Here is a 21,498-nt window from a genome sequence, read left to right as displayed (position 1 = left end):
TCAGTAGAATCAAAAAAATATGTCCATCACCAAAGAATCAGAGTTAATCGGAATGAAGCGCATCAGTGAAGTGGTAGGAACCACCCTGAAACTGATGAGAGAATATGCCAAAGTGGGGATGTCCACCAAAGAACTGGACGAATATGGAGGAGGCATTTTAAAGAGTTATGGTGCCAAATCAGCCCCTTATGAAACCTATGGATTTCCGGGTTACTCCTGCATCAGTGTGAACGAAGTGGCCGCACACGGAATTCCCTCAGAGAAAATACGACTGAAAGAAGGGGATTTGATCAATATTGATGTATCTGCCGAACTCAATGGGTTTTGGGCTGACAATGGGGGCTCTTTCGTAATTGGAAAAGATATTCATAATCATCAACCTCTTGTGGATGCCTCCAAACACATCCTGTATAAAGCCATAAGCGCTATCAAAAGTGGGGTAAAAATAGCTGACATCGGTCATTTGATAGAAACCGAAGCCAGAAAATCAGGGTATAAGACCCTTAAAAACCTGGCGGGCCATGGTGTGGGCAGAAGCTTGCATGAAGAGCCTTCAGACATTCTCAATTATAGGGTAAAATCCAACCGGGAACGTTTTAAGAAAAATACGACGGTAGCCATTGAAACTTTTATCTCCACCCATTCTACCATAGCTGTAGAGCGGAATGATGGATGGACACTGGTGGGAAATAAAGGTGGATACGTCACCCAGCATGAGCAGACCATTTTGATCACTGATGGCGCGCCTGTCATTCTGACGGAAGGAAATGGAATCTGGGAGTAAATAGCCTATATTCATCTTATCGAGAAGTTGAATGTTTCCAGGTTCCAAAATCAGCCCTTAAGCAAAGTACTCTTGGAGTATCTCACGTAGCTACCTATGGGAACAAACATCAGGTTCCGATGATATCGGTTTTACAAACAGTCAAAGGTTCTAAAAATCTGTGGCTCCCGATAGGTGAGAATTAATCAGAGTCCAGAAATCGCAAATCCCTAAATTGGAACGAAATACTAAAAACGTAACAATCGAAACTGTTTTAAATGTATTTCAAGCATTAAAAGCTAATGTCCGATTTAGTGTGCAAATGAATGAATTGGATTTTAAAATTGCATAAACCACGGCTGGCTAAACTGCATACAATTCATTGCCAGTTCCAGTTCGCCTACGAAAATCCTCGAAGATTCCGTTCTTTGAGATTTGCAATTTCGAAGCTTTATTCCAGGGTTTTCAATCCTAACTACATTCGTATGTCAATGCATTTGGGCTAAAAAACATAGAAAATCTCTGATTAGCGAGCTCAAACTCTATTTATTCTGCTTCTGGAGAAACAGGATAAAATCAATTTGCTCCTTCCGCGAAATCCTCAACGGTTAACAACAAAAAAAGCCCCCAAAAACTCTTCACTTTCTGGGGGCTTTATATTTTTAATTATTGTCTACTCAGTGATTCTCATGCTTACTCGGATCATAATTGGCTTCTAGTTCTGCCAAGGTCTTTTTGCCATAGGCGATTTTAGTAATCACCACATACAGCACCGGCACAAAGAAAATTGCCAGGAAAGTAGCTGCAAGCATCCCTCCGATCACCGTAAACCCAATAGTCTGCCTTGCCACGGCGCCGGCTCCATTGGAAATAGCCAAAGGAACCACACCGAGAATAAAGGCCAGCGAGGTCATGATAATCGGTCGAAGCCTCAATTTCACAGCTTCCAAAGTCGCCTGAAGTAATGGCATCCCTACATCCACACGCTCCTTGGCAAACTCCACAATCAGAATGGCATTTTTTGCAGCCAAACCAATCAGGGTAATCAGACCAATCTGCGCATAGACGTTGTTGTCCAACTTTGGCAAGAAATGAAGTGCGATGATCGCCCCAAATGCTCCCAGTGGCAAGGCCAGCAAGACTGAAAATGGTACTGACCAACTTTCATACAAGGCTGCCAACAGCAGGGAAACAAGCACAATTGCCAAGGCAAAGATCAGGATAGTACTGCTCCCCGAAGAAAGTTCTTCCCTACTCAACCCTGAGAAATCATAGCCATAGCCGGCAGGTAAGGTCTGGGCTGCTACTTCTTCCAAAGCTGCCAGCGCCTGTCCACTACTGTAGCCAGGAGCTGCATTTCCGTTGATTTCAGCAGAACGGAACAAATTATAGTGGGAAATCACCGGTGCATTTTCCACGACCTCATAACTCACCAAAGCGCTCAGGGGCACAGACTCTCCCCCACTACTCTGCACGTAATATTGTTGCAGGTTATTAATGCCGGCACGGTAAGCTGTATCAGCTTGTGCCACCACGCGGAAGTTTCTACCGTATCTGGTGAAGTCATTGACATAGGAACTACCCATATAATTGGACATGGTCGTAAAGATTTCAGTCAGGGGAACTCCTAGTTTCTTGGCTTTTTCCCTGTCCACAGTCACATGGTAACCTGGGGTTTTGGCAGTAAAGAAACTATAAGCCATTGCGATTTCAGGACGCTGATTCGCGGCAGCCAGGAACTGTCCCATAGCTGCTTCAAACTCTTTGATATCACCCACTGCAGATCGCTGCTCCAACATAAAACTGAAACCACCTGTACTTCCCAGACCTGGAATAGCCGGAGGTGGTACTACCACAATACTCCCTTCGGTAATGGCTGCAAATTTCTGGTTCAATGTGGCCAACATCCCTCCAAGCTGTAAAGCAGGTTCTTTTCGGTCATCCCAAGGATCCATCTGTACAAAGAAAGTTGCTGCATTTGGTTTGAAAGAGAAATTGATCACATTCAATCCCCCGATACCAGTTACGTGGTTGATTCCTTCGGTTTCTTCCAGAATAGTGTTCATTTTCTGCATCACCGCCTGAGTTCTGTTACTGGCAGCTCCTTCTGGCAATTGCAGTGTCACATACAATCTTCCTTCATCCTCTGTAGGTAAGAATCCCGTTGGTTTGGTTTGGAATAACCCGAATGTTCCTGCAAAAATACAGATAAGCAAAATCAACATCAGAGGAGCCCTCTTAATGCTGTTTCTCACCCCGTTGGTATAGCTTGCAGTAGTCCGCTCAAACCATAAATTGAATTTGTAGAAAAACTTGTTCAGCCCTTTGCCATGCTCATTCACTTCAGAAGGTTTAAGCAGCAACGTACATAATGCTGGGGTCAAACTCAACGCCACAAACGCAGAGATCAATACAGAGATCGCAATGGTAATCGCAAACTGCTGGTACATCCTACCAACGATCCCGGGAATAAACCCTACAGGAATAAACACCGCTGCCAAAATCAACGCTATCGCAATAACCGGGGCTGTGATGTCCTTCATTGCCAAGCGAGTGGCTTCTTTGGCGGATATCTTCTTCGAATCAATGTAATGCTGCACGGCTTCCACAACCACAATGGCGTCATCCACCACAATACCAATCGCCAACACGAAACCAAAAAGCGTCAGCGTATTGATCGTGAACCCGAGAAGAGGGAAGAAAATAAAGGTCCCGATAATGGAAACCGGAATAGCAAGTACAGGAACCAAAGTCGCTCTCCAGCTTTGCAGGAATAAGAATACCACGACGATCACGAGAATCAATGCCTCCACGAATGTGTGCATTACCTCATTAATCGAAACTTCCACCACAGAAACAGATTCAAAGGGAACTGTATAAGTCATGTCTGTAGGGAAACTTTTCTTCAACTCATCCAAGGCTGCATACACCCCTTCTGCAGTTTCCAGGGCATTACTCCCCGGGGCTTGGTAGACCAGCAAAATGGCAGCTTCCTCTCCATCTAAGGTTGAATATCTACCATAGTCAAATTGTCCCAGTTCAATTCTGGCTACATCCTTCAGGTAGACCAACGAACCGTCTTCCGGGTTTGTCCGCAACACGATATCGTCAAATTCCTCCGCTCTTTCCAGTCGGCCGTTTACAGTGATCGGATACTCAAATGCCTGGGTATCGTACTGCGGCATGCTTCCTACTGTTCCCGCTGCTACCTGAAGATTTTGCTCCTGGATAGCAGCCGTTACTTCCCGCGCAGTGATCCCGTATTGGGCGAGTTTATCAGGCTTCAGCCAAACCCGCATACTGAAATCCTGACCGATTGCCGTAATATCACCGACGCCATTTACACGCAAAAGCGCATCCTTGATGAAGATATTAGCATAGTTGGAAAGGAACTTAGAATCATGCGTTCCTTCAGGAGAGGTAATACTCAACACCATCATAATAGATGGGTTTCTCTTTCTCACAGTGACACCCAATCGTCGAACTGCCTCCGGAAGAGATGGCTCGGCGATGGAAACCCTATTCTGTACGTCCAAAGTAGCTATATTGATGTCTGTTCCCACCTCGAAGGTGACATTCATCTGCATCTGGCCCGTACTTGTGTTATTCGAAGAAATGTAAGCCATTCCCGGGGTACCATTTACCTGCGTCTCAATAGGCGTAGCTACCGTTTGTTCCACAGTCTTGGCATCTGCTCCGGTATAATTCGCCGAAACTGATACCACTGGAGGGGTAATATCCGGGTACTGCGTGACGGGCAGATTCAAAATCGCCAAAACACCGACCAGCACGATGACGATCGAGATCACCATTGCTGTTACTGGTCGTTTTATAAATACGTCTGATATCATTATTTAAATTCAAGTCTAATTGAAAAACGATTTATTGGGCAGCGGTTTGCTCAGTAATCTGGGCTCCTTCACGTAGTTTTTGGATTCCAGTGACCACTATTTTGGCACCTTCCTGTACGCCACTTCTCACAACGATGCTATCGCCTATCTGCGTCCCCAGGATTATATTTTGCTGCTTTACAGTATTGTCCTGCTGGACTACATATACAAAGTATTCTCCCATTTGTTCAGTTACTGCTCGGTAAGGAATCACCAGTTGCTCACCGATGTCTTCATTTAGAACCATCAGATTGACAGTCATCCCTGCGATAAGTTCACGGTCTGGATTTGGAAATTGAACCCGTAAATTTATTGTACCGGATTGTCTCCCCACAGCTCTGTCTATGGTTGTGAATTTTCCGTTATACGGATATATGCTTCCATCGCTGAATTTTATTCTGAAGAGTGAGTCCGGCTTTTCTTCCGCTTTTAGGAGCTTGTTGAATCTGGGTATCTCCCTTTCATTAATGACAAAATTCAAAGCCATCGGATCGTTAGAAGATAACGTGTTCAGAAGTGGCTGACCTGGAGAAACCTGCGTGCCAAGTCTTACCTGGGAAATTCCGACAGTCCCATCAAATGGAGCCACTAAAACCGAATAGTTGAAATCCGTAGAAGCTGATTCATACTGTGCTTTCGCTGAACTTAATTGTGCCTGGGCATTCAAGACTTCGGTATGTGCATGATCCAATGTCTGTTTTGCTATCGCATCTTCAGCATCCAACCTTTTATAGCGATCGTAGTCTTTTTCCAACCTGGCCAGATTTGCCTCAGCACTCTGAACCAAAGCATTCGCCTGCTGGACCGACGCTGCATATTTGCTTCGGTCGATTTCGTAAAGCTTCTGCCCCTTTTTTACTTCTTGTCCGTCTTGAACATAAATATTGGTGATGTATCCCCCTATTTGAGGACGTATCTCTATTTCATTGAGAGGAACCAGCGTAGCTGGATATTGATCTAGCCCAGTCACGGATTTTTTCGCCAAGGTATAAGTCGTGACCGCGGTGGCTGCCGGAGCTTGCTGCGCCGCCTGTTGCTTTTGGCCGCAAGAAAACCCTGCTAAAACCAGGGCTGAAAAAGCTACAAGTTTGTATGATAAGTTCATGTGATATAAAATTTTAAGCTGGTTCTAATTAATTAATTGTGCCTAAAGCCTTCTGAAGGTCTAACTTGTCCTCCAAAACCTGATAAAAAGCGTTAATATGGTTGATTTGGGCTGTTTGAAGGTCGGTCTCTGCTACGACTAATTCCACGTAAGCTTTGATTCCTTCATCGTATTGCATCTTGATGATGTTGTATACTTCTTCGGCCATTTCCATATTCTCTCTGATCAGCTGCCATTCGTAGACACTGCTGTTGTACTCGGCAAGGGCCGAGGAATATTCAGTCCTGATCTGGTTGCTGAGATTTTCGATTTCAACATTCCCACGCTCTACCTGAAGTTGGGCAGACTTCACTTTGTGAATGCGCTTTCCTCCTTGAAAAATCGGCACGGATAAATTAAGTCCCACTGCTGAAATCGGATAGGCTGCCTTGTAAAGGTTGGAGAACTCTGAATTGAAGTAGTTCCAGTTATACCTATAATAGGCAGACAGTTGAGGTAGGTAATTCCATTTTTCATACCCAGTCTGGATTTCATTAAGAGTCTGCTGGGTTTGCAGAAGTTTGTACTCCACGCGGTTCTCAAGAATCAATGGATCGGCAGCATCCTCAGCTATGCTCCCCGCTGCTCCCTGAAGATCGTATTCAATGGTAAAATTCAAACTATCGGGATATCCCATCAATTGCTTCAGGTAATCATATTTTGCCTCAAAGGAATTGGCAACCCGGTTCCGGTCGCTTTTCACATTGGTCAAGGCAATAGAGGCACGCTGATAATCCGTCTTATCCACCAAGCCTGCCTCAAACCTGCTATATGCATCTTTGTACTGCTTCTCTAAACGGTCCAGATTTTGATCCAGGATTTTCAGCTGCTCTTCAGATAATAGAATAGAATAAAAAGCCTTACTCACATCTACCACAGTATTAATCTTGGCATTCTCAGTAACCTGCTGTAGCTGCTGACGGTAATACTTTGAGGTCTTCGAAGCAAAAAGCTGGTCCCGGTTGAACAATGTTTGGTCAGCCTGCAACAAAATATTTGAATTGTACGGCTGGCCAAAAGTAATCAGCTGATCCCCAATAATCTGCTGCTGAAGCTTGATATTATAGGCCCCAGCGGCAGAGGCGGTTATCTGTGGATACCAATCAGCCAGATTTGATTTGATATCATGATCTCCAATTTCTTGATCGATTTGTGCCTGCCTGATGATCGGGCTTTGGACCAGCGCAAATTCAACCACCTCCTCCAGAGTCAATACCCCTTGGGGCACTTCTCCTTCTTCCTGGCTGTAGGCGGTACTTGCAAGAAGTAAAATAGGTAGCCCGACCAACAGTAAACGTTTTTTGAACATGTGTGTAATAATTAATTGGTTTAGTTTGAAAAAGGTTCTTGGGTTATTCTACTTTGATCCCATCCCATATTAGATGGGAAATTTCATCCAGATCCATGTTGTTTCTGGCAAGTTTATTTTTAAAATTCCGCTTGATACGGACAATCGAATTCACATTTGTATTCACCAAAATAGAAAGCACAATTGGGTTTAGTGCTTTGATTTCTCCTTGTTTAATTCCCGATTCAAAAAAACCATGAGAGAAATCATGCCAGACATTGGATTTAATCTGCATCTCTTCTGAATTAAATGGTGAATTCAAAAACTGATCGTAAAACCGATGAATAGAGGGGTTTAGTTCATAAAAATCTGTAAGATTTTTCCAATAATTATAAAATCTGTCTTTAAAGCTCAAGTTAGTATCGTCTCCCTTTGAGACATATTTTCTTATTTCTTCGGTTACATACTCAAAGATACCTATGATCAATGCTTCCTTATTTTCAAAATAGGTATAAATAGTGCCCGAAGCGACGCCGGCATTCTTGGCCACCTGACTTACAGGACTTGCATGAAAGCCATGCTCCTGGATTAAATCTAGTGCGCTTAGGATAATACACTTCTTTTTATCTAGCAAATTATGCATGGATTTAGAGGATGAATGAACGTTCAATCACAGAACTTCCCCAAAAGTTCCTACAAAGGGAGAAAAAAATTTAAAATTTTAAGAGTGGCTTTAACACCTTTCAACCTGAAAAAATAAATCTGTTGAAAATGAATAAGTTCTGTAATTTCAAATCAATTTCAGACACATTAAAGAGTCATTTTATATTATTTAAAACCTAGAATCGCTAACATTGCATCCCAATAAAAACAGCTGCGGATGTGGCGAAATTGGTAGACGCACTAGACTTAGGATCTAGCGCCGTAAGGCATGGGGGTTCGAGTCCCTCTATCCGCACACTGGCCTCCCGATATATCGGGAGGTTTTTTATTTTTAGCCTGCCCCCACCTTCTTATGATTTTCTTTGCCTTAATCCCTATTTTGTAGTTTGATTTCAAACCTTAACCCTACTCATGAGAAAATCCCTGATTCTACTCGTATTTCTTCCCACCCTAGTTTTTGCGCAAGCCAAAGTGGACACCATAGAAGTTTTCAGTCAGGCTATGAATAAAACGCTGAAAGCTGCTGTCACCACTCCTTCTACTTATGATGGCTCTAAGGAATTTGCTACACTTTATCTTTTGCATGGCGGAAGCGGAGCCTTTAGCGACTGGCATAAAAAGACTACAGAGCCAGGAATTGTCAATCGCATGGCAGAAGAATACGACTTAATTATTGTTACACCAGGAGTTGGACCTTCCAGTTACTATTACGACAGCCCCAAGATGGATTCTGTCCAATATGAAACTTACATTACTGAAGAACTAATTCCTCTCGTAGATCAGAGGTATAAAACCCTGGCCAAAAAGGAATCCAGAGCCATTACAGGATTGTCTATGGGCGGACACGGTGCCATCATGCTCAGTGCAAAACATCCTGATCTGTTTGCTGTGGCAACTAGTATGAGCGGTGTGATGAACATCGATACCCGCTTGTGGAAAGTTCCGGAAGAATTCAGCAAGCTTCGTCAAGGTCAACAGCGGGAAATGCTCGGTGAGGATCTTCGCTATGACGCTCCCTTTAATACCTATACTGCAGTTGGGTTAGTTGATAAAATGAAAGAGAATGGAATTGCCTTGCTAATGGACTGCGGTGTGGATGATTTCTTATTGGAAACCAACAGACAAATGCATCAGCTGCTCTTAGAAAACGGCACCCCCCACGATTATACGGAGCGCCCGGGAGCACATACATGGGAATATTGGACAGAGGCCCTCCCCTATCATTTGCTTTTTGCAGACAAGCATCTTAGTAGGTAGTTTCCGGAAGTATTAACTTATATACATGTAATTTAACTTCGAATTCTAAGCTAAAATTTGCTTTTTGCAGACCATCCAAAAGATAATTATGTCGCAATTTGATTCAATCAGGCCTTTTTATGACGCAGAAGCCAATGCTGCAATCCGCAAGATTGTAGATGATCCTATGCTGGAGGCAATGATGAGTTTCACATTTCCTACTGATACTAAGGAGCATTGGAAAGACTTGATGGTTCACACACATTCATTGAGAGATTTTCAGGTCAACTTTATTTACCCGGGAGTACAGAAAGTTTTGGAGAAAAGCTCTGACGGATTGACCACTGGCGGCTTTGGGCAATTGGAATCCAATACGGCTTACCTCTTCATCTCAAACCACAGGGATATCATCCTTGATACTTCCTTACTGAATGCTTGCCTATATGAAAATGGACTAGTGCTAACTACTTCGGCTATAGGGGATAATCTGATCCAGAAACCGTTTTTACATACCCTATCCCGCCTAAACAGAAACTTCGCTATCAAACGCGGGCTTCAAGGAAGGGCTTTGCTGGAGAGTTCGCAATTGGCTTCTGCTTATATTAAGAAGTCGCTTCTTACAGAAAACAGATCCGTGTGGACTGCCCAGCGTGAAGGGCGGACCAAAGATGGAAATGACGCTACGCATAGAGGTGTACTAAAAATGCTCACTTTAGCTGAAGAGGGGCCTAATCCTTTTGGTTATTTTGAGAAAATCAAAGTAGTGCCTATTTCAATCTCTTACGAGTATGATCCTACAGATGTCTTAAAAATGCCTGAATGGCTTGCCAAGTCCCGTGATGAAAAGTACATCAAAAGTGAAAACGAAGACTTCTTAAATCTGCTTCGTGGAATAATCGGCACAAAAAAGAGAATTCATCTTCAGGTAAATGGGATTTTGGACAAGGAAATTCAGGAAATCTCGAAAATGGAACTAAGCCAATCAGATAAACTCAGTAAGCTGGCAGAATGTATAGACCAAAAAATCTGGATTGGTTATAAGCTTTGGTCAAGCAATTATATCGCGCATGACTTACTCTATGGAGACAGGGAGTATGTAGAATTTTATTCAGAAGCAGAGAAAAAATCATTCGAAAAGAGAATGAATGAAAAGGTCAACACAAAGAATGAGTTTCTCATTAAAAGCTTCTTGGCCATGTATGCCAATCCGGTGAACAACCAAAAAGCGGCCCTTAACTCCCTTGACTCTTAAAACCGGGATGGCTCAAGCATCACACACTGGGATGATTATAAGGCATGCGAGATTCCATATGGTTTTTAAAAACAAATTATAATCCTATGAAAAAGCTGGTTTTTTGTGCCCTCCTGATCTTTTTTATCGGCTTTGCGCATGCACAGGATACTGTTCCCGTAGGACAAATCCTCACTCCCTACGGTGAAATTCTAATCAGCCTGGACGACCGAACACCAAATCATAAAAATAGCTTTGTGCAATTGGCAAACGCAGGCTACTGGGATTCACTGACTTTTAACAGGGTGATTCCAAATTTTGTTGCTCAAGGAGGTTGTCCTGATACAGCCGAGGGATTTAATGATCCTCAATATTTACTCGAGCCTGAATTTGTACCTGAACTCACACATGTCTATGGGGCCGTAGGTGCCGGAAGGGATGATAATCCAGGGAAATTATCGGCAAGATGTCAATTTTATATAGTGCAAAATTCCGATGGTTTGCACAGACTGGATGGTGATTATACAGTTTTTGGCCAGGTGATCAAAGGCATGAGTGTGATAGAACAAATCGTCCGTGTGAAACGGGACAGTAAAGATGAGCCAATTCAGCCAATTACTTTATCCGTGAAAATAATCCCACTAGATAAGGCTCATGTCGAAAAAATGCGAAATTGATCACGTTTTTTAGTCAGGATACATGTCACATAATCATGACCTCCAATGAAAAATCCTTTCTATAAAAGGAAAATATTTACGTTTTTTCTAGGTTTTCTAGGACTCTCCTTCACTTTTTTACTCGTTTTCCCCATTCTCTTCAAAGATAAACTTCAACTGGAGCTCCAAAAGCTTTTGGATGATCAGTTGGAAAGTGAAGTGCAGTTCTCAGAGATTGGATTGACTTTTTTTCGGCATTTCCCTTCGCTAACCATCACTATGGATGAACTTTTCATAGCTGGGTCAGCACCTTTTGAGAATGACACCTTACTCTATACCAAGCAATTAGATCTTGGAATAAATATCCCTTCTCTTTTTTCTGACAATTATAAAGTAGATGAGCTTTATTTAGAAAATGCCCTTATAAAAATCCTACGGGATACAAGGGGATTTTCCAATTTTGACATTGTAAAACCAAGCCCAGATCATACAGAAACAGATACTTCTTCAGGAAGCCTCGATTTAGAAATAGCCACTTTCTTCCTGAAAAACAGCAAATTTCTTTATCAGGACACTTCCTTGGACATGATCTGTGAAGCAGTCGGTGTAGACTATAAAGGTGATGGAAATTTTGCCGATGACATCCTTACACTCGGCAGCGATATTGAAATTCAAGAATTCAGATTAATCTACGAGGATTTCCCAATCTTCAACAGAAACCGAGTTACAGCAAGCCTCCAAACGCTTATCAATACGGAATCTACAAAATTGACCTTTGTTAGAAACGAACTTAAAATCAATGAGTTGCCAGTAAATTTTGTAGGAAAGATTGAATTCCTGGAAGGAGGCTATGACATGAATTTTGTCCTTGAATCCTTTGATGCCCAACTGAAAGATATGCTTTCGGTAATCCCTGCGGACCTAATGCCTGAATATGGAAATACCGAAATCAGAGGAACTGGAGATATTGTTGGTTCATTTCAGGGACTTTACCTTCCTGCTGAAAACCAAATGCCGGCCCTGGTCATGAACCTTCAGGTTCTTGATGGCTATCTAAAGCATAAAGCAGCTTCAACGCCTATAGAAAATCTTCAACTCAGCATGAATGTGATGATCCCTAAACTGGATCCGAACCTCATACGAATTGATATTGACAGCATAGGATTAAACCTTGGAGAAGGATTTTTGAAGGGAAATATGCACATAGCTGAGCTTACCCGGATGAGGTTGGATTCAGACCTGGAAGCCGAACTAGACTTATCCTTGCTAAATGAAGCCTTGGGAACAGAATCAGTTGACTTCAGGGGAATGGTAAACCTCAATCTGAAATCAACAGGTTTTTATGTAACCTCCCAAGACCCAAAAAGCCTAAGAGAACCTAAATACATCACGAGTAGCATCCCGGTGTTTTCTTTTTCCGCAGGGCTTTCCGAAGGATATTTCAAATGGGCGGAACTTCCAGAAGCAATTAAAGATATTTCTATAGAGCTCACTGTGGACTCTCCAGACAGCCTGCCGGACCATGTTGGCGTAGACTTCAAAAAAATACATTTCCAGGTTTTGGAGCAGATCACAGATGGTAAGTTGGCTTATAATATAAACAGAGATCAAGATGTTGACGGAGAAATCAAAAGCAGTTTCAACCTTGCCGATATCCCTAAATTCTTTCCACTGGATTCAGGCTTCGTGCTGAGGGGAATGATTAACCTGGATCTTTTTGCCAAAGGCAACTTCAATAAGGATCAAAAAACGATTCCTATTATTGCTGCTGACTTCAATCTTACAGATGGGTTTATCCAAACTCCCTACCACGCTGAAGCGATTAAAGACCTGGCTATGCTTCTGAAAATAAAAAGCAGCAACAGCTCTTATTCCGATCTGAAATTAGAAGTAGAACCCATCCAATTCCACTTTGCCAATAACCCATTCATACTCAAGGCAAACCTTGAAAATTTTGAGGATATCCGATATGATTTGAGCTCAAAAGGAAGGCTTGATTTGGGAGAGCTTTACAAAGTTTTTGGCGATTCAGGCATGTCCGTTAATGGGTTTTTGATAACTGACCTGAACCTCAAAGGATTACAAAGTGACGCGCTAAACGGAAAAATACAAAACCTTCAAAATCATGGAACCATCCAGGTAGAAAATATACGGGTCCGAACAGAACTCCTACCTCAGCCTTTAAGATTGGAAAAAGGAAACCTAGAATTTAATCAAGATAAAATCAGCTTTGAAAATTTCCTTTTTGGCTATGAAAAGAATGAGATCAAAGCAGACGGTTATTTCAGCAATTACATAGGCTACCTGAGTAATCCTGATGAGCTTCTAAAAGGCAACTTAGCATTCTACTCTCCCTACATTAACTTGGATGATTTCGCCTTCTTCGGAGAAAACAATGAGGTAGAAATCGATAGCATCGGAGAAGTATCCGGAGTCATCCTCCCTCCTATGAATATGGATGTATCGGTGAAAGCCAGAATAGATTCGATGAAATTCGGAGAACTTAAGCTAAAGAAATTCAAAGGTGAAATCAACGCTAAGCCAGGTCAGCTTTCCCTTAGCAAAACCAGCTTTGAGATCATAGGGGCCACCGTGGAAATGACAGGAAAATATATAGCCTCCACTCCTTTTGCAGCTAATTTTGACTATCAGGTCCAGGCTAGGGAATTTGACATTCACCGCGCTTATGAGGAAATTCCGCTTTTCAGGGAGATGGCTTCATTTGCTCAATATGCGCAGGGACAGGCTTCTTTGGATTACAGACTGGCAGGAAGGCTGAATGCAAGCATGGAACCTGTCCTTCCTTCAATCACCGGAGCAGGCACTTTAGGCCTGAAGGCAATTAAACTGAAAGGATTCAAACTCATGAACTCCATCGCCAAGAAAACTGAAAACAATGAACTGGAAGATCCTGAACTCAATGATGTGGAGATCAAAACCAGCATAGCAAATAACCTGATGACGATTCCTCGGACCAGAATGAGAATCGCAGGATTCAGACCTAGATTCGAAGGTCAAGTCAGCCTAGATGGAGATATGAGCATTGGATTTCGATTAGGATTGCCTCCTTTGGGTATTTTTGGAGTTCCTATCAAGATCACAGGAAATGCAGAGGACTATACTATGCAGGTAGGGAAGGTATCCAAAGAAGATGAGCTAAAAGAAGTCATAGACGAAAAAGAAGATCAATAACGTAAACGTAAGACCCAAAATAAATGAGTACGATAACGCCAATACGAATCTTAGTGGTCGGCTGCGGAAATATGGGAATTGCCCATGCCGAGGCATATCACAAGTTTCCCGAATTCGAAATCTGCGGACTGGTTTCCAGAGGAGATTCCAAGAGTAATCTCAATGACCGACTTCAAGCCAATTATCCTTTATATTCAGATTTCGGGGATGCTTTGACTGAATCAAAACCTGATGCTGTTTGTATTTCTACTTATCCCGATACCCATGAGGATTTTGCGCTAAAATCGCTGGATGCAGGATGCCATGTTTTTATAGAAAAGCCACTTGCGGATTCAATTGCAGGCTGTGAGCGGATCATTGCAAAAGCTAAAAAACTCAACAAAAAAGTAGTTGTAGGGTATATTTTAAGACATCACCCCTCTTGGATCCGATTTATAGCAGAAGCTGAGAAGCTCGGCAAACCGCTTGTGATGCGAATGAACCTCAACCAGCAAAGTCAGGGATACATGTGGGATGTGCACCGCAATTTGATGAAATCCCTCAGCCCGATTGTGGATTGCGGAGTGCACTACATTGACGTGATGTGTCAGATGACACGAGCCAAACCTGTCTCAGTTTCGGCAATCGGCGCTAGGCTTACAGAGGATATTGCTTCGAATAATTACAATTACGGGCAGCTTCAGATCCGGTTCGATGATGGCTCGGTAGGCTGGTACGAGGCCGGTTGGGGACCAATGGTCAGTGAGACAGCCTTTTTCGTGAAGGACGTTATTGGACCAAAAGGAGCAGTTTCTATCACCGCTAAAGACGCCGGAGCAAGTGGACAATCCGATAAGGTGGATTCCCATACCAAGACCGAGTCCATTCGCGTTCACTATGCTGATATAGATTCTGAAAATAAGTTTACAAAGCCTGATCAATGGATTGCCTTGGCGGACGAACCCGGTCATCAAGAGCTTTGCAATCGTGAGCAGCAGTATTTCCTAAAAGCTATCCAGGAAGACATCAATCTTGATGATCACTTAGCAGATGCGTTAACTAGTCTGAAAATTGCTTTTGCATGTGATGAGTCTGTCAAAACCGGTGAAACCGTAAAGCTTTAGTAATTAGCTGCAAGCATGTCTGTTGCCAAGTCTTCTTGGTTTGTGGGTCGGAAGACCGATAACTGGATCCTGCCCAGCGCATGTGACAGATGAAGGAAGCTACCATAATTTTAGAGTTTATTACTTCTCATGCTTTTAGCTCTGTTCTTAGAAAATTAACATTACATAATCTATATAAAATTCTTTGGCACTAAAAAATGCAGGTGCTACCTTCCGTTTTGCTTTAATCATGGAAAATAAAACAGTATTAATAACAGGCGGAGCTTCCGGAATCGGGCTCGCCATGGTTCAGCTATTTGCAGCCAAAAAAGCTAAAGTTTACTTCATTGACATTAATCCTGAAGTGGGCGAAAAAGTGGTACAAGAGGAACGCTCAAAAGGCCACCAGGTGTCATTTCTTTGTGGGAGTGTGGCCGATACCCAAGAATCTGAGTCCCTGATCCAATCCATCCCCGGAAAAATCGACACGTTAATCAATAATGCCGGAGTTTCCCATATAGGAAAGTTGGAGACAACCTCCCCCGAAGATTTTGACAGAGTGTTCCAGGTGAATGTAAAAGGGATGTTCAACTGCACCAAAGCGGCTCTTCCTAAGCTTAAAGAAAACGGTGGGGGATCCATCCTCAACATGGCTTCTGTAGCAGCGACAATCGGTATTCCGGACCGGTTTGCATACAGCATGACCAAAGGAGCGGCTCTTTCTATGACACTAAGTATCGCCAGAGATTACGTGGCAGACGGCATCCGCTGCAACTGCCTGTCTCCGGGGAGAGTCCATACGCCTTTCGTGGATGGTTTTTTGGCAAAAAATTATCCCGGTCAGGAAAAAGAAATGTTCGAAAAACTGGCCGCAACCCAACCGATTGGCAGAATGGCTACGCCAGCAGAAATCGCAGAACTCGCCTACTTCGTGAGCTCTGATGCCGGAAGCTTCATTACAGGAACCAATATTCCGATTGATGGGGGATTTTTGGGATTAAAAATGTGACTTGAAGTAGGCATTAAGAAATACAATTTACGGGCCCAAAGCAACTAGTGCTATCCATGATAATCCCGACACTTACTCGTTGGTTCCTGGCTCTACTGTCTTTTGCCTTACTATTTGATACTAAAATCTTACTACCTGATACTTTACTAATTACCAGACACTAAATACCAGATACCAATATGAGACTTATACGATTCGGCGAAGCCGGAAAAGAACAACCTGGAATTGAGAACGAAAATGGCAAATACCTGGACTGTTCCCCTTTCCAAGAAGATTGGAATGAGGATTTTTTTACCAACAACGGACTCGCCAGGCTCGAAGAATGGCTAGGGGCCAACCAGAAAAACTTACATGAAATTCCCGCCGGATCCAGACTAGGTTCACCCATCGCCCGACCTTCCAAAATCATCTGCATCGGTTTGAATTACCGCAAGCATGCCATAGAATCCGGAATGCCGGTACCCGAAGTCCCGATTATTTTCATGAAAGCCACTTCTTCCCTTTGCGGACCATTTGATCCGATTCTGATCCCAAAAAACTCGGTGAAAACTGACTGGGAAGTGGAGCTTGCGGTGGTGATCGGCAAGCGGGCCAAGTACGTGAGCAAAGAAAATGCGATGGATTACGTTGCAGGCTACTGTGTGCACAACGACGTCAGCGAGCGTGACTTCCAACTTCATCACGGCGGGCAGTGGGTCAAAGGTAAAAGTGCTGACAACTTCGCTCCGCTAGGGCCTGTTTTGGTCACCAAAACTGAAATCAAAAACCCGCACAACCTGAGACTGTGGCTGAAGCTGAACGGAAAGATGCTTCAGGACAGCAACACCTCTGATTTGGTTTTTGACATTCCTACATTGATTGAGCATTTGAGCCAATACATGACTTTACTGCCGGGCGATGTCATTTCTACAGGAACTCCTGCGGGAGTTGGTTTAGGCTTGACCCCTCCTACTTACCTGAAGGATGGCGATGTGGTAGAACTTGGCATCGAAGGACTTGGTGAAGCTAAGCAGACAGCAATCAACGATCCGGAGGCATGAGACTGGATAGTCACCAGCATTTCTGGAAATACAACCCAAAAAAACATTCCTGGATTACCGATGATATGAAGGTGATCCAGCGGAATTTCTTACCTGATGATCTGATCCCGATTTTGGAAGAACACCAGATAGCTGGCTGTGTCGCTGTGCAGGCCGATGAGAGTTTCCATGAAACAGCTTTTTTGCTGGATCTGGCAGAAGAACATGAACAGATCAAAGCGGTAGTGGGATGGGCAGACTTGGGAAGCGATGCGTTGGATAAGGATTTGGATCAGTTTGCTTCCCAAAAAAAACTCAAGGGCTATCGGGAAATCTTACAGTCCAAGAATAGTGATTATATGCTACGAAAGGAGTTTATCCGGGGCATAGAAAAAATAGGCAAGCGAGGTTATACCTATGACATTCTGATCTTTCACAATCAACTGGAAGCCGCTCTACAGTTTATAAAAAAAGCCCCGGAGCAACCCTTTGTTATCGATCATCTGGCCAAACCAAATATCAAACTAGGAATCTGGAGAGACTGGAAAAAGGAGCTGGCACCACTCGCTGAGCGGGATTATATTTTCTGTAAAGTCTCTGGAATGATCACTGAAGCCGATTGGAAAAAATGGACAGCAAATGATCTCCAAATTTACCTGGATGTAGCTCTTGAGTTATTTGGCCCAAAACGATTGATGTTTGGAAGCGACTGGCCAGTCTGCAGGGTAGCCGGGGAGTACGAGCAAGTATTGGAAGTGGTGGAGCGTTTTACTGACAGACTTTCCAAGTCGGAGAAGGAAGCAATTATGGGCAATACGGCTGTAGCATTTTATGGGATTTGAAGTAAATCTTAGCTGGCAAAATAATTTGATTTTCGTAGCATCAACATGCCGCCAGCTTGAGGACGAATTGAAATAGAATTATTTCCTACTTTGAAAAAGAAAAAAATGCTGATTGATTGAGGTAGTAAAAGTATTTCAAGATTATCAAATTGTCGCGGCACTATCACGACAATTGAGGTAACCCCCTTTTATTATGCTAATTCAACATAATTACCTAAAACTATTGTATGAAAAATGGAGACAAGCTGCTTTTTCAAGAGTTGGCAAGTATCATAGAAAATGGTAAAAGCCAAATTGCTACTCAAGTTAACCGTACGCTTACTCTGATTTACGGGCAAGTTGGGCATAGAATAAATACTCACATTCTAGAAAATCGGCGTGCTGAATATGGCAAACAGATTATTGCTAAGGTAACTGTTCAATTAGCAAAAGCATACGGAAATTCCTTTCAGGAAAGAAACCTGAGAAGAATGATGCAATTTGCCAGCCTATTTAGCGACCCACAAAAAGTGTCGCCACTGGCGACAAAATTGAGTTGGAGTCATTTTATAGAATTACTTTCTATCAAAAGCAGCGAAAACTCAACAAATTCAAACCAACAAACAAAGGGCAAATGGAGCTCTAGTTAAAGTGGCTCAATAAATACGAAAACAGGAAGGTGAAAACCCTCCTATAGGCTTAATCCTCTGCGCAGAAAATGCACTGAGCAGATTGAATTGCCAGAAATAGGAAAAGACGGTATTAGGGTATCTGAATAGTGGACAGAACTACCCCAAAAAAGTGAATTAGAAGCCAAGCTCCACCAAGCATTGATAGGGGCTAAAGCAAGGATAGAACAAAAGAAATTACTATAAAATGAACCTAAACCTAACCAATCAAGTCATCCTGATTTCCGGCGGTGCCAAAGGAATCGGCGGAGCAATTTCCAGGGGGCTGATCGCCGAGGGAGCAATTCCTGTGATGATTGACCCTTCGGAAAAAGAAGGTGCGCAGATCCTCACTTTGGGCGAAGCTTTTCAGATTCCCATCCGACTTTTTGATGCTGCTGATTCAGACAAAGTAGTCAAACTCACACTTGAAAAATATGGAAGAATAGATGGCCTGGTCAACAATGCCGGAGCAAACGACGGCGTGGGATTGGAAAATGGAAGCCCGGAAGCCTTCGAGAAATCCGTTGCCAAAAACCTGAACCACTACTACCATCTGGCACATTATGCTTTGCCATCTTTGAAGAAATCTAAGGGAAGCATTGTCAACATCAGCAGCAAAACTGCTGTGACCGGACAGGGAGGGACCTCTGGCTACACCGCCGCAAAAGGTGCGCAACTTTCACTTACGCGGGAGTGGGCAGTAGAACTTCTCCCCTACCAGATCACCGTCAATGCTGTCATTCCAGCGGAAGTTTATACTCCCTTGTATGAAAACTGGATAAACACCTTTGAGGACCCAAAAGCAAAACTAGAATCCATTACTGCCAAAATCCCATTGGGGAAACGCATGACGACACCGGAAGAAATCGCTTCCATGGCCATTTTTCTGCTTTCCGATAAAGCCGCACATATCACCGGACAACACCTGTTCGTAGATGGCGGATACACTCATCTTGACCGATCCTTATAACCACACCCATGACCCAAAAACCTGCATTGATCCCCAAGGAGCTACTCCTTCCCTTTATTCTTATTACGTCCCTTTTTGCACTATGGGGCTTCGCAAATGACATCACCAATCCCATGGTGGCTGCATTTAAGCGAGTTCTCGAGCTGAACAATACACAAGCCTCCTGGGTGCAAATGGCCTTTTATGGCGGATATTTTACCATGGCATTGCCTGCGGCATTTTTTATAAAAAAGTATTCGTATAAAACCGGGATTCTACTTGGTTTGGCGCTTTATGGCTTTGGTGCCCTGCTTTTCTATCCTGCAGCAGCTTGGGAGAGCTACGGATTTTTCCTGGCTTCGCTCTATATCCTGACTTTTGGATTGGCTTTTTTGGAAACTACTGCCAATCCTTACATTCTGTCCATGGGGCCGGAGGCCACCGCCACTCAGCGGCTGAATTTAGCCCAGGCATTTAATCCTATGGGAGCCCTGGCCGGGCTGTTTGTAGCAAAACAATTTATTCTAAATGCGCTCCAATCGAACGCAACAGATGCAGACGGGAATATCATTTTCTCTTCACTGGATGAATCCGCCAAAGCCGTGATCCGTACAGCCGATCTTATGGTCATACGAAATCCTTACGTGATGCTGGGATTGGTGGTAATCGCGATTTTGGTAATTATTGCCTTGGTGAAAATGCCTGAAACCAAAGAAAACGGAAGAGTGGAGTTCAAAGCTACAATGAACCGCCTGCTGAAAAACAGGAACTTTGTTGAAGGCACATTCGCCCAGATGTTCTATGTTGGGGCACAGATCATGGTCTGGACATACATCTACCAGTATGCCGAAGTACTTGGAATCTCCAATGCTGAGGCAGTGAATTATGGCTATACTGCTTTGATCGTGTTCTTGGTAGGCAGATGGATCTGTACATTTTTACTTCGCTATATTTCTCCAACTAAGTTGCTTGGTATATTCTCAGTGCTCGCAATTATATTCACTGCAGGAGCCATATTCCTACCTGGGATGAATGGACTCTATTCCTTGGTAGCCATTTCCTTCGCCATGTCGTTGATGTTTCCTACGATTTATGGAATCGCTTTGGATGGATTGGGGGAGGATTCAAAATTCGCCGCCGCATACCTTGTCATGGCGATTGTGGGCGGAGCGATAATGCCCACATTACAGGGGATGATCATGGACATCGGGGGAATTGGGTATGATGACACATTGATTTTAGGGGTTCCTGAAGTCAATTTCTCATTCATTCTACCACTCGCCTGCTTCGTGATGGTCTTGCTGTTTAGTTTGAGGGCGCAAAAGGTTGTGAGGTTGGGGAGTTAGAAAGTTGGAAAGTTTTGGTCCAGACTGCATTTGGTGCAAGCCTTATGACCAGTACCTATCTTATTAGGACACTGAAGACTGTATTACCATAAATCCAAGCCTGCCAATCGTTGAGGGAGCTATAAAGTTTTGAACCACCCTAACCAACTACCTTGAACCGGTAATGGAAAAGTTAATAAAATTAGAACTATGACAACCCAAACCTTTGTATTGATCTGTGATCTGAAAGATGAGCAAGAGGCGATCCGTGCTTATGTGGAATGCCATAAAGCTGTGGCTCCTGAAATCATCGAAAGTATCCGGGCAGCAGGCATCCTCCAAATGAGCATATTTCGCTGGCGACACCGACTGAGCATGATACTGGTGGGAGATGAAAACTTTACTTTCGAAAAGAAAGCTGCCCTGGATAATGAAAATAAGAAAGTTCAGGAATGGGAAGCATTTCTCGGTCAATACCAAACCAACTTACCCGGTACACCCGATAATTGGCGCTGGCAGTTGATGGACAAAATATTTGAATACAAAGCCTAAACTAATA

At 43.3% G+C, this 21,498-nt stretch carries 17 protein-coding genes and 1 tRNA gene; 14 read left to right on the top strand and 4 right to left on the bottom strand.

All coding sequences use genetic code 11. From position 1 onward, the window contains the following. Positions 1–19: 19 nt before the first annotated feature. Complete coding sequence (gene map / locus AS141_RS01325) at positions 20–784, top strand: type I methionyl aminopeptidase (protein ID WP_057935811.1); 765 nt, start codon at positions 20–22, stop codon at positions 782–784. A gap of 656 nt (positions 785–1,440) precedes the next feature. Here map and AS141_RS01320 read toward each other — a convergent pair. The 4 genes from AS141_RS01320 to AS141_RS01305 are packed head-to-tail and all read right to left on the bottom strand — an operon-like array spanning position 1,441 to position 7,728. Continuing rightward, positions 1,441–4,614: an efflux RND transporter permease subunit gene (locus AS141_RS01320; protein WP_057935810.1), complete on the bottom strand. Its 3,174-nt coding sequence runs from the start codon at positions 4,612–4,614 to the stop codon at positions 1,441–1,443. A 31-nt stretch (positions 4,615–4,645) separates the two neighbouring features. Next, positions 4,646–5,758 (bottom strand): efflux RND transporter periplasmic adaptor subunit, encoded by a 1,113-nt coding sequence (locus AS141_RS01315; protein ID WP_057935809.1) that lies wholly within the window; start codon positions 5,756–5,758, stop codon positions 4,646–4,648. A 28-nt stretch (positions 5,759–5,786) separates the two neighbouring features. Further along, entirely contained in the window at positions 5,787–7,106 is a 1,320-nt protein-coding gene (locus AS141_RS01310; protein WP_057935808.1) for a TolC family protein, read from the bottom strand. Positions 7,107–7,149: 43 nt separating this feature from the next. Further along, positions 7,150–7,728, bottom strand: coding sequence for a TetR/AcrR family transcriptional regulator (locus tag AS141_RS01305; RefSeq protein WP_057935807.1), 579 nt, complete (start codon positions 7,726–7,728; stop codon positions 7,150–7,152). A 233-nt stretch (positions 7,729–7,961) separates the two neighbouring features. Here AS141_RS01305 and AS141_RS01300 point away from each other — a divergent pair. The 13 genes from AS141_RS01300 to AS141_RS01240 all read left to right on the top strand — a co-directional run bounded on the left by AS141_RS01300 (position 7,962) and on the right by AS141_RS01240 (position 21,491). Beyond that, positions 7,962–8,043 (top strand) — tRNA-Leu (locus AS141_RS01300). A 116-nt stretch (positions 8,044–8,159) separates the two neighbouring features. Beyond that, positions 8,160–9,005 carry an alpha/beta hydrolase gene (locus tag AS141_RS01295; protein ID WP_057935806.1) on the top strand — a complete coding sequence of 282 codons (846 nt, stop codon included), beginning with the start codon at positions 8,160–8,162 and terminating at the stop codon, positions 9,003–9,005. A gap of 88 nt (positions 9,006–9,093) precedes the next feature. Beyond that, positions 9,094–10,236 carry a 1-acyl-sn-glycerol-3-phosphate acyltransferase gene (locus AS141_RS01290; RefSeq protein ID WP_057935805.1) on the top strand — a complete coding sequence of 381 codons (1,143 nt, stop codon included), beginning with the start codon at positions 9,094–9,096 and terminating at the stop codon, positions 10,234–10,236. An 86-nt stretch (positions 10,237–10,322) separates the two neighbouring features. Beyond that, complete coding sequence (locus AS141_RS01285; protein ID WP_057935804.1) at positions 10,323–10,892, top strand: peptidylprolyl isomerase; 570 nt, start codon at positions 10,323–10,325, stop codon at positions 10,890–10,892. A 45-nt stretch (positions 10,893–10,937) separates the two neighbouring features. Continuing rightward, positions 10,938–14,063: an AsmA family protein gene (locus tag AS141_RS01280; protein ID WP_057935803.1), complete on the top strand. Its 3,126-nt coding sequence runs from the start codon at positions 10,938–10,940 to the stop codon at positions 14,061–14,063. A 23-nt stretch (positions 14,064–14,086) separates the two neighbouring features. Beyond that, positions 14,087–15,166, top strand: coding sequence for a Gfo/Idh/MocA family protein (locus AS141_RS01275; RefSeq protein WP_057935802.1), 1,080 nt, complete (start codon positions 14,087–14,089; stop codon positions 15,164–15,166). A gap of 229 nt (positions 15,167–15,395) precedes the next feature. Further along, complete coding sequence (locus AS141_RS01270; protein WP_057935801.1) at positions 15,396–16,154, top strand: SDR family NAD(P)-dependent oxidoreductase; 759 nt, start codon at positions 15,396–15,398, stop codon at positions 16,152–16,154. 179 nt (positions 16,155–16,333) lie between these two features. Further along, positions 16,334–17,194: a fumarylacetoacetate hydrolase family protein gene (locus AS141_RS01265; RefSeq protein ID WP_057935800.1), complete on the top strand. Its 861-nt coding sequence runs from the start codon at positions 16,334–16,336 to the stop codon at positions 17,192–17,194. After that, positions 17,191–18,015, top strand: a complete 825-nt coding sequence (locus AS141_RS01260; protein ID WP_057935799.1) for an amidohydrolase family protein — start codon at positions 17,191–17,193, stop codon at positions 18,013–18,015. Before AS141_RS01265 ends, AS141_RS01260 begins: the two co-directional genes overlap by 4 nt. Positions 18,016–18,242: 227 nt before the next feature. Further along, positions 18,243–18,644, top strand: a complete 402-nt coding sequence (locus AS141_RS26750) for a DUF1016 N-terminal domain-containing protein (protein ID WP_057935798.1) — start codon at positions 18,243–18,245, stop codon at positions 18,642–18,644. Positions 18,645–18,870: 226 nt separating this feature from the next. Beyond that, positions 18,871–19,635 carry an L-fucose dehydrogenase gene (locus AS141_RS01250; RefSeq protein ID WP_057935797.1) on the top strand — a complete coding sequence of 255 codons (765 nt, stop codon included), beginning with the start codon at positions 18,871–18,873 and terminating at the stop codon, positions 19,633–19,635. Between the two features lie 8 nt (positions 19,636–19,643). After that, positions 19,644–20,960, top strand: a complete 1,317-nt coding sequence (gene fucP, locus AS141_RS01245) for an L-fucose:H+ symporter permease (RefSeq protein WP_057935796.1) — start codon at positions 19,644–19,646, stop codon at positions 20,958–20,960. Positions 20,961–21,149: 189 nt separating this feature from the next. Next, entirely contained in the window at positions 21,150–21,491 is a 342-nt protein-coding gene (locus tag AS141_RS01240) for an L-rhamnose mutarotase (protein WP_057935795.1), read from the top strand. Positions 21,492–21,498 lie beyond the last annotated feature (7 nt).

Source organism: Algoriphagus resistens (assembly GCF_001442615.1).
In the GTDB taxonomy this organism is placed as follows: Bacteria; Bacteroidota; Bacteroidia; order Cytophagales; family Cyclobacteriaceae; genus Algoriphagus; species Algoriphagus resistens.
Note: the sequence above shows the minus strand (reverse complement) of the source record. Positions and strands in the feature narration are given on the sequence as shown.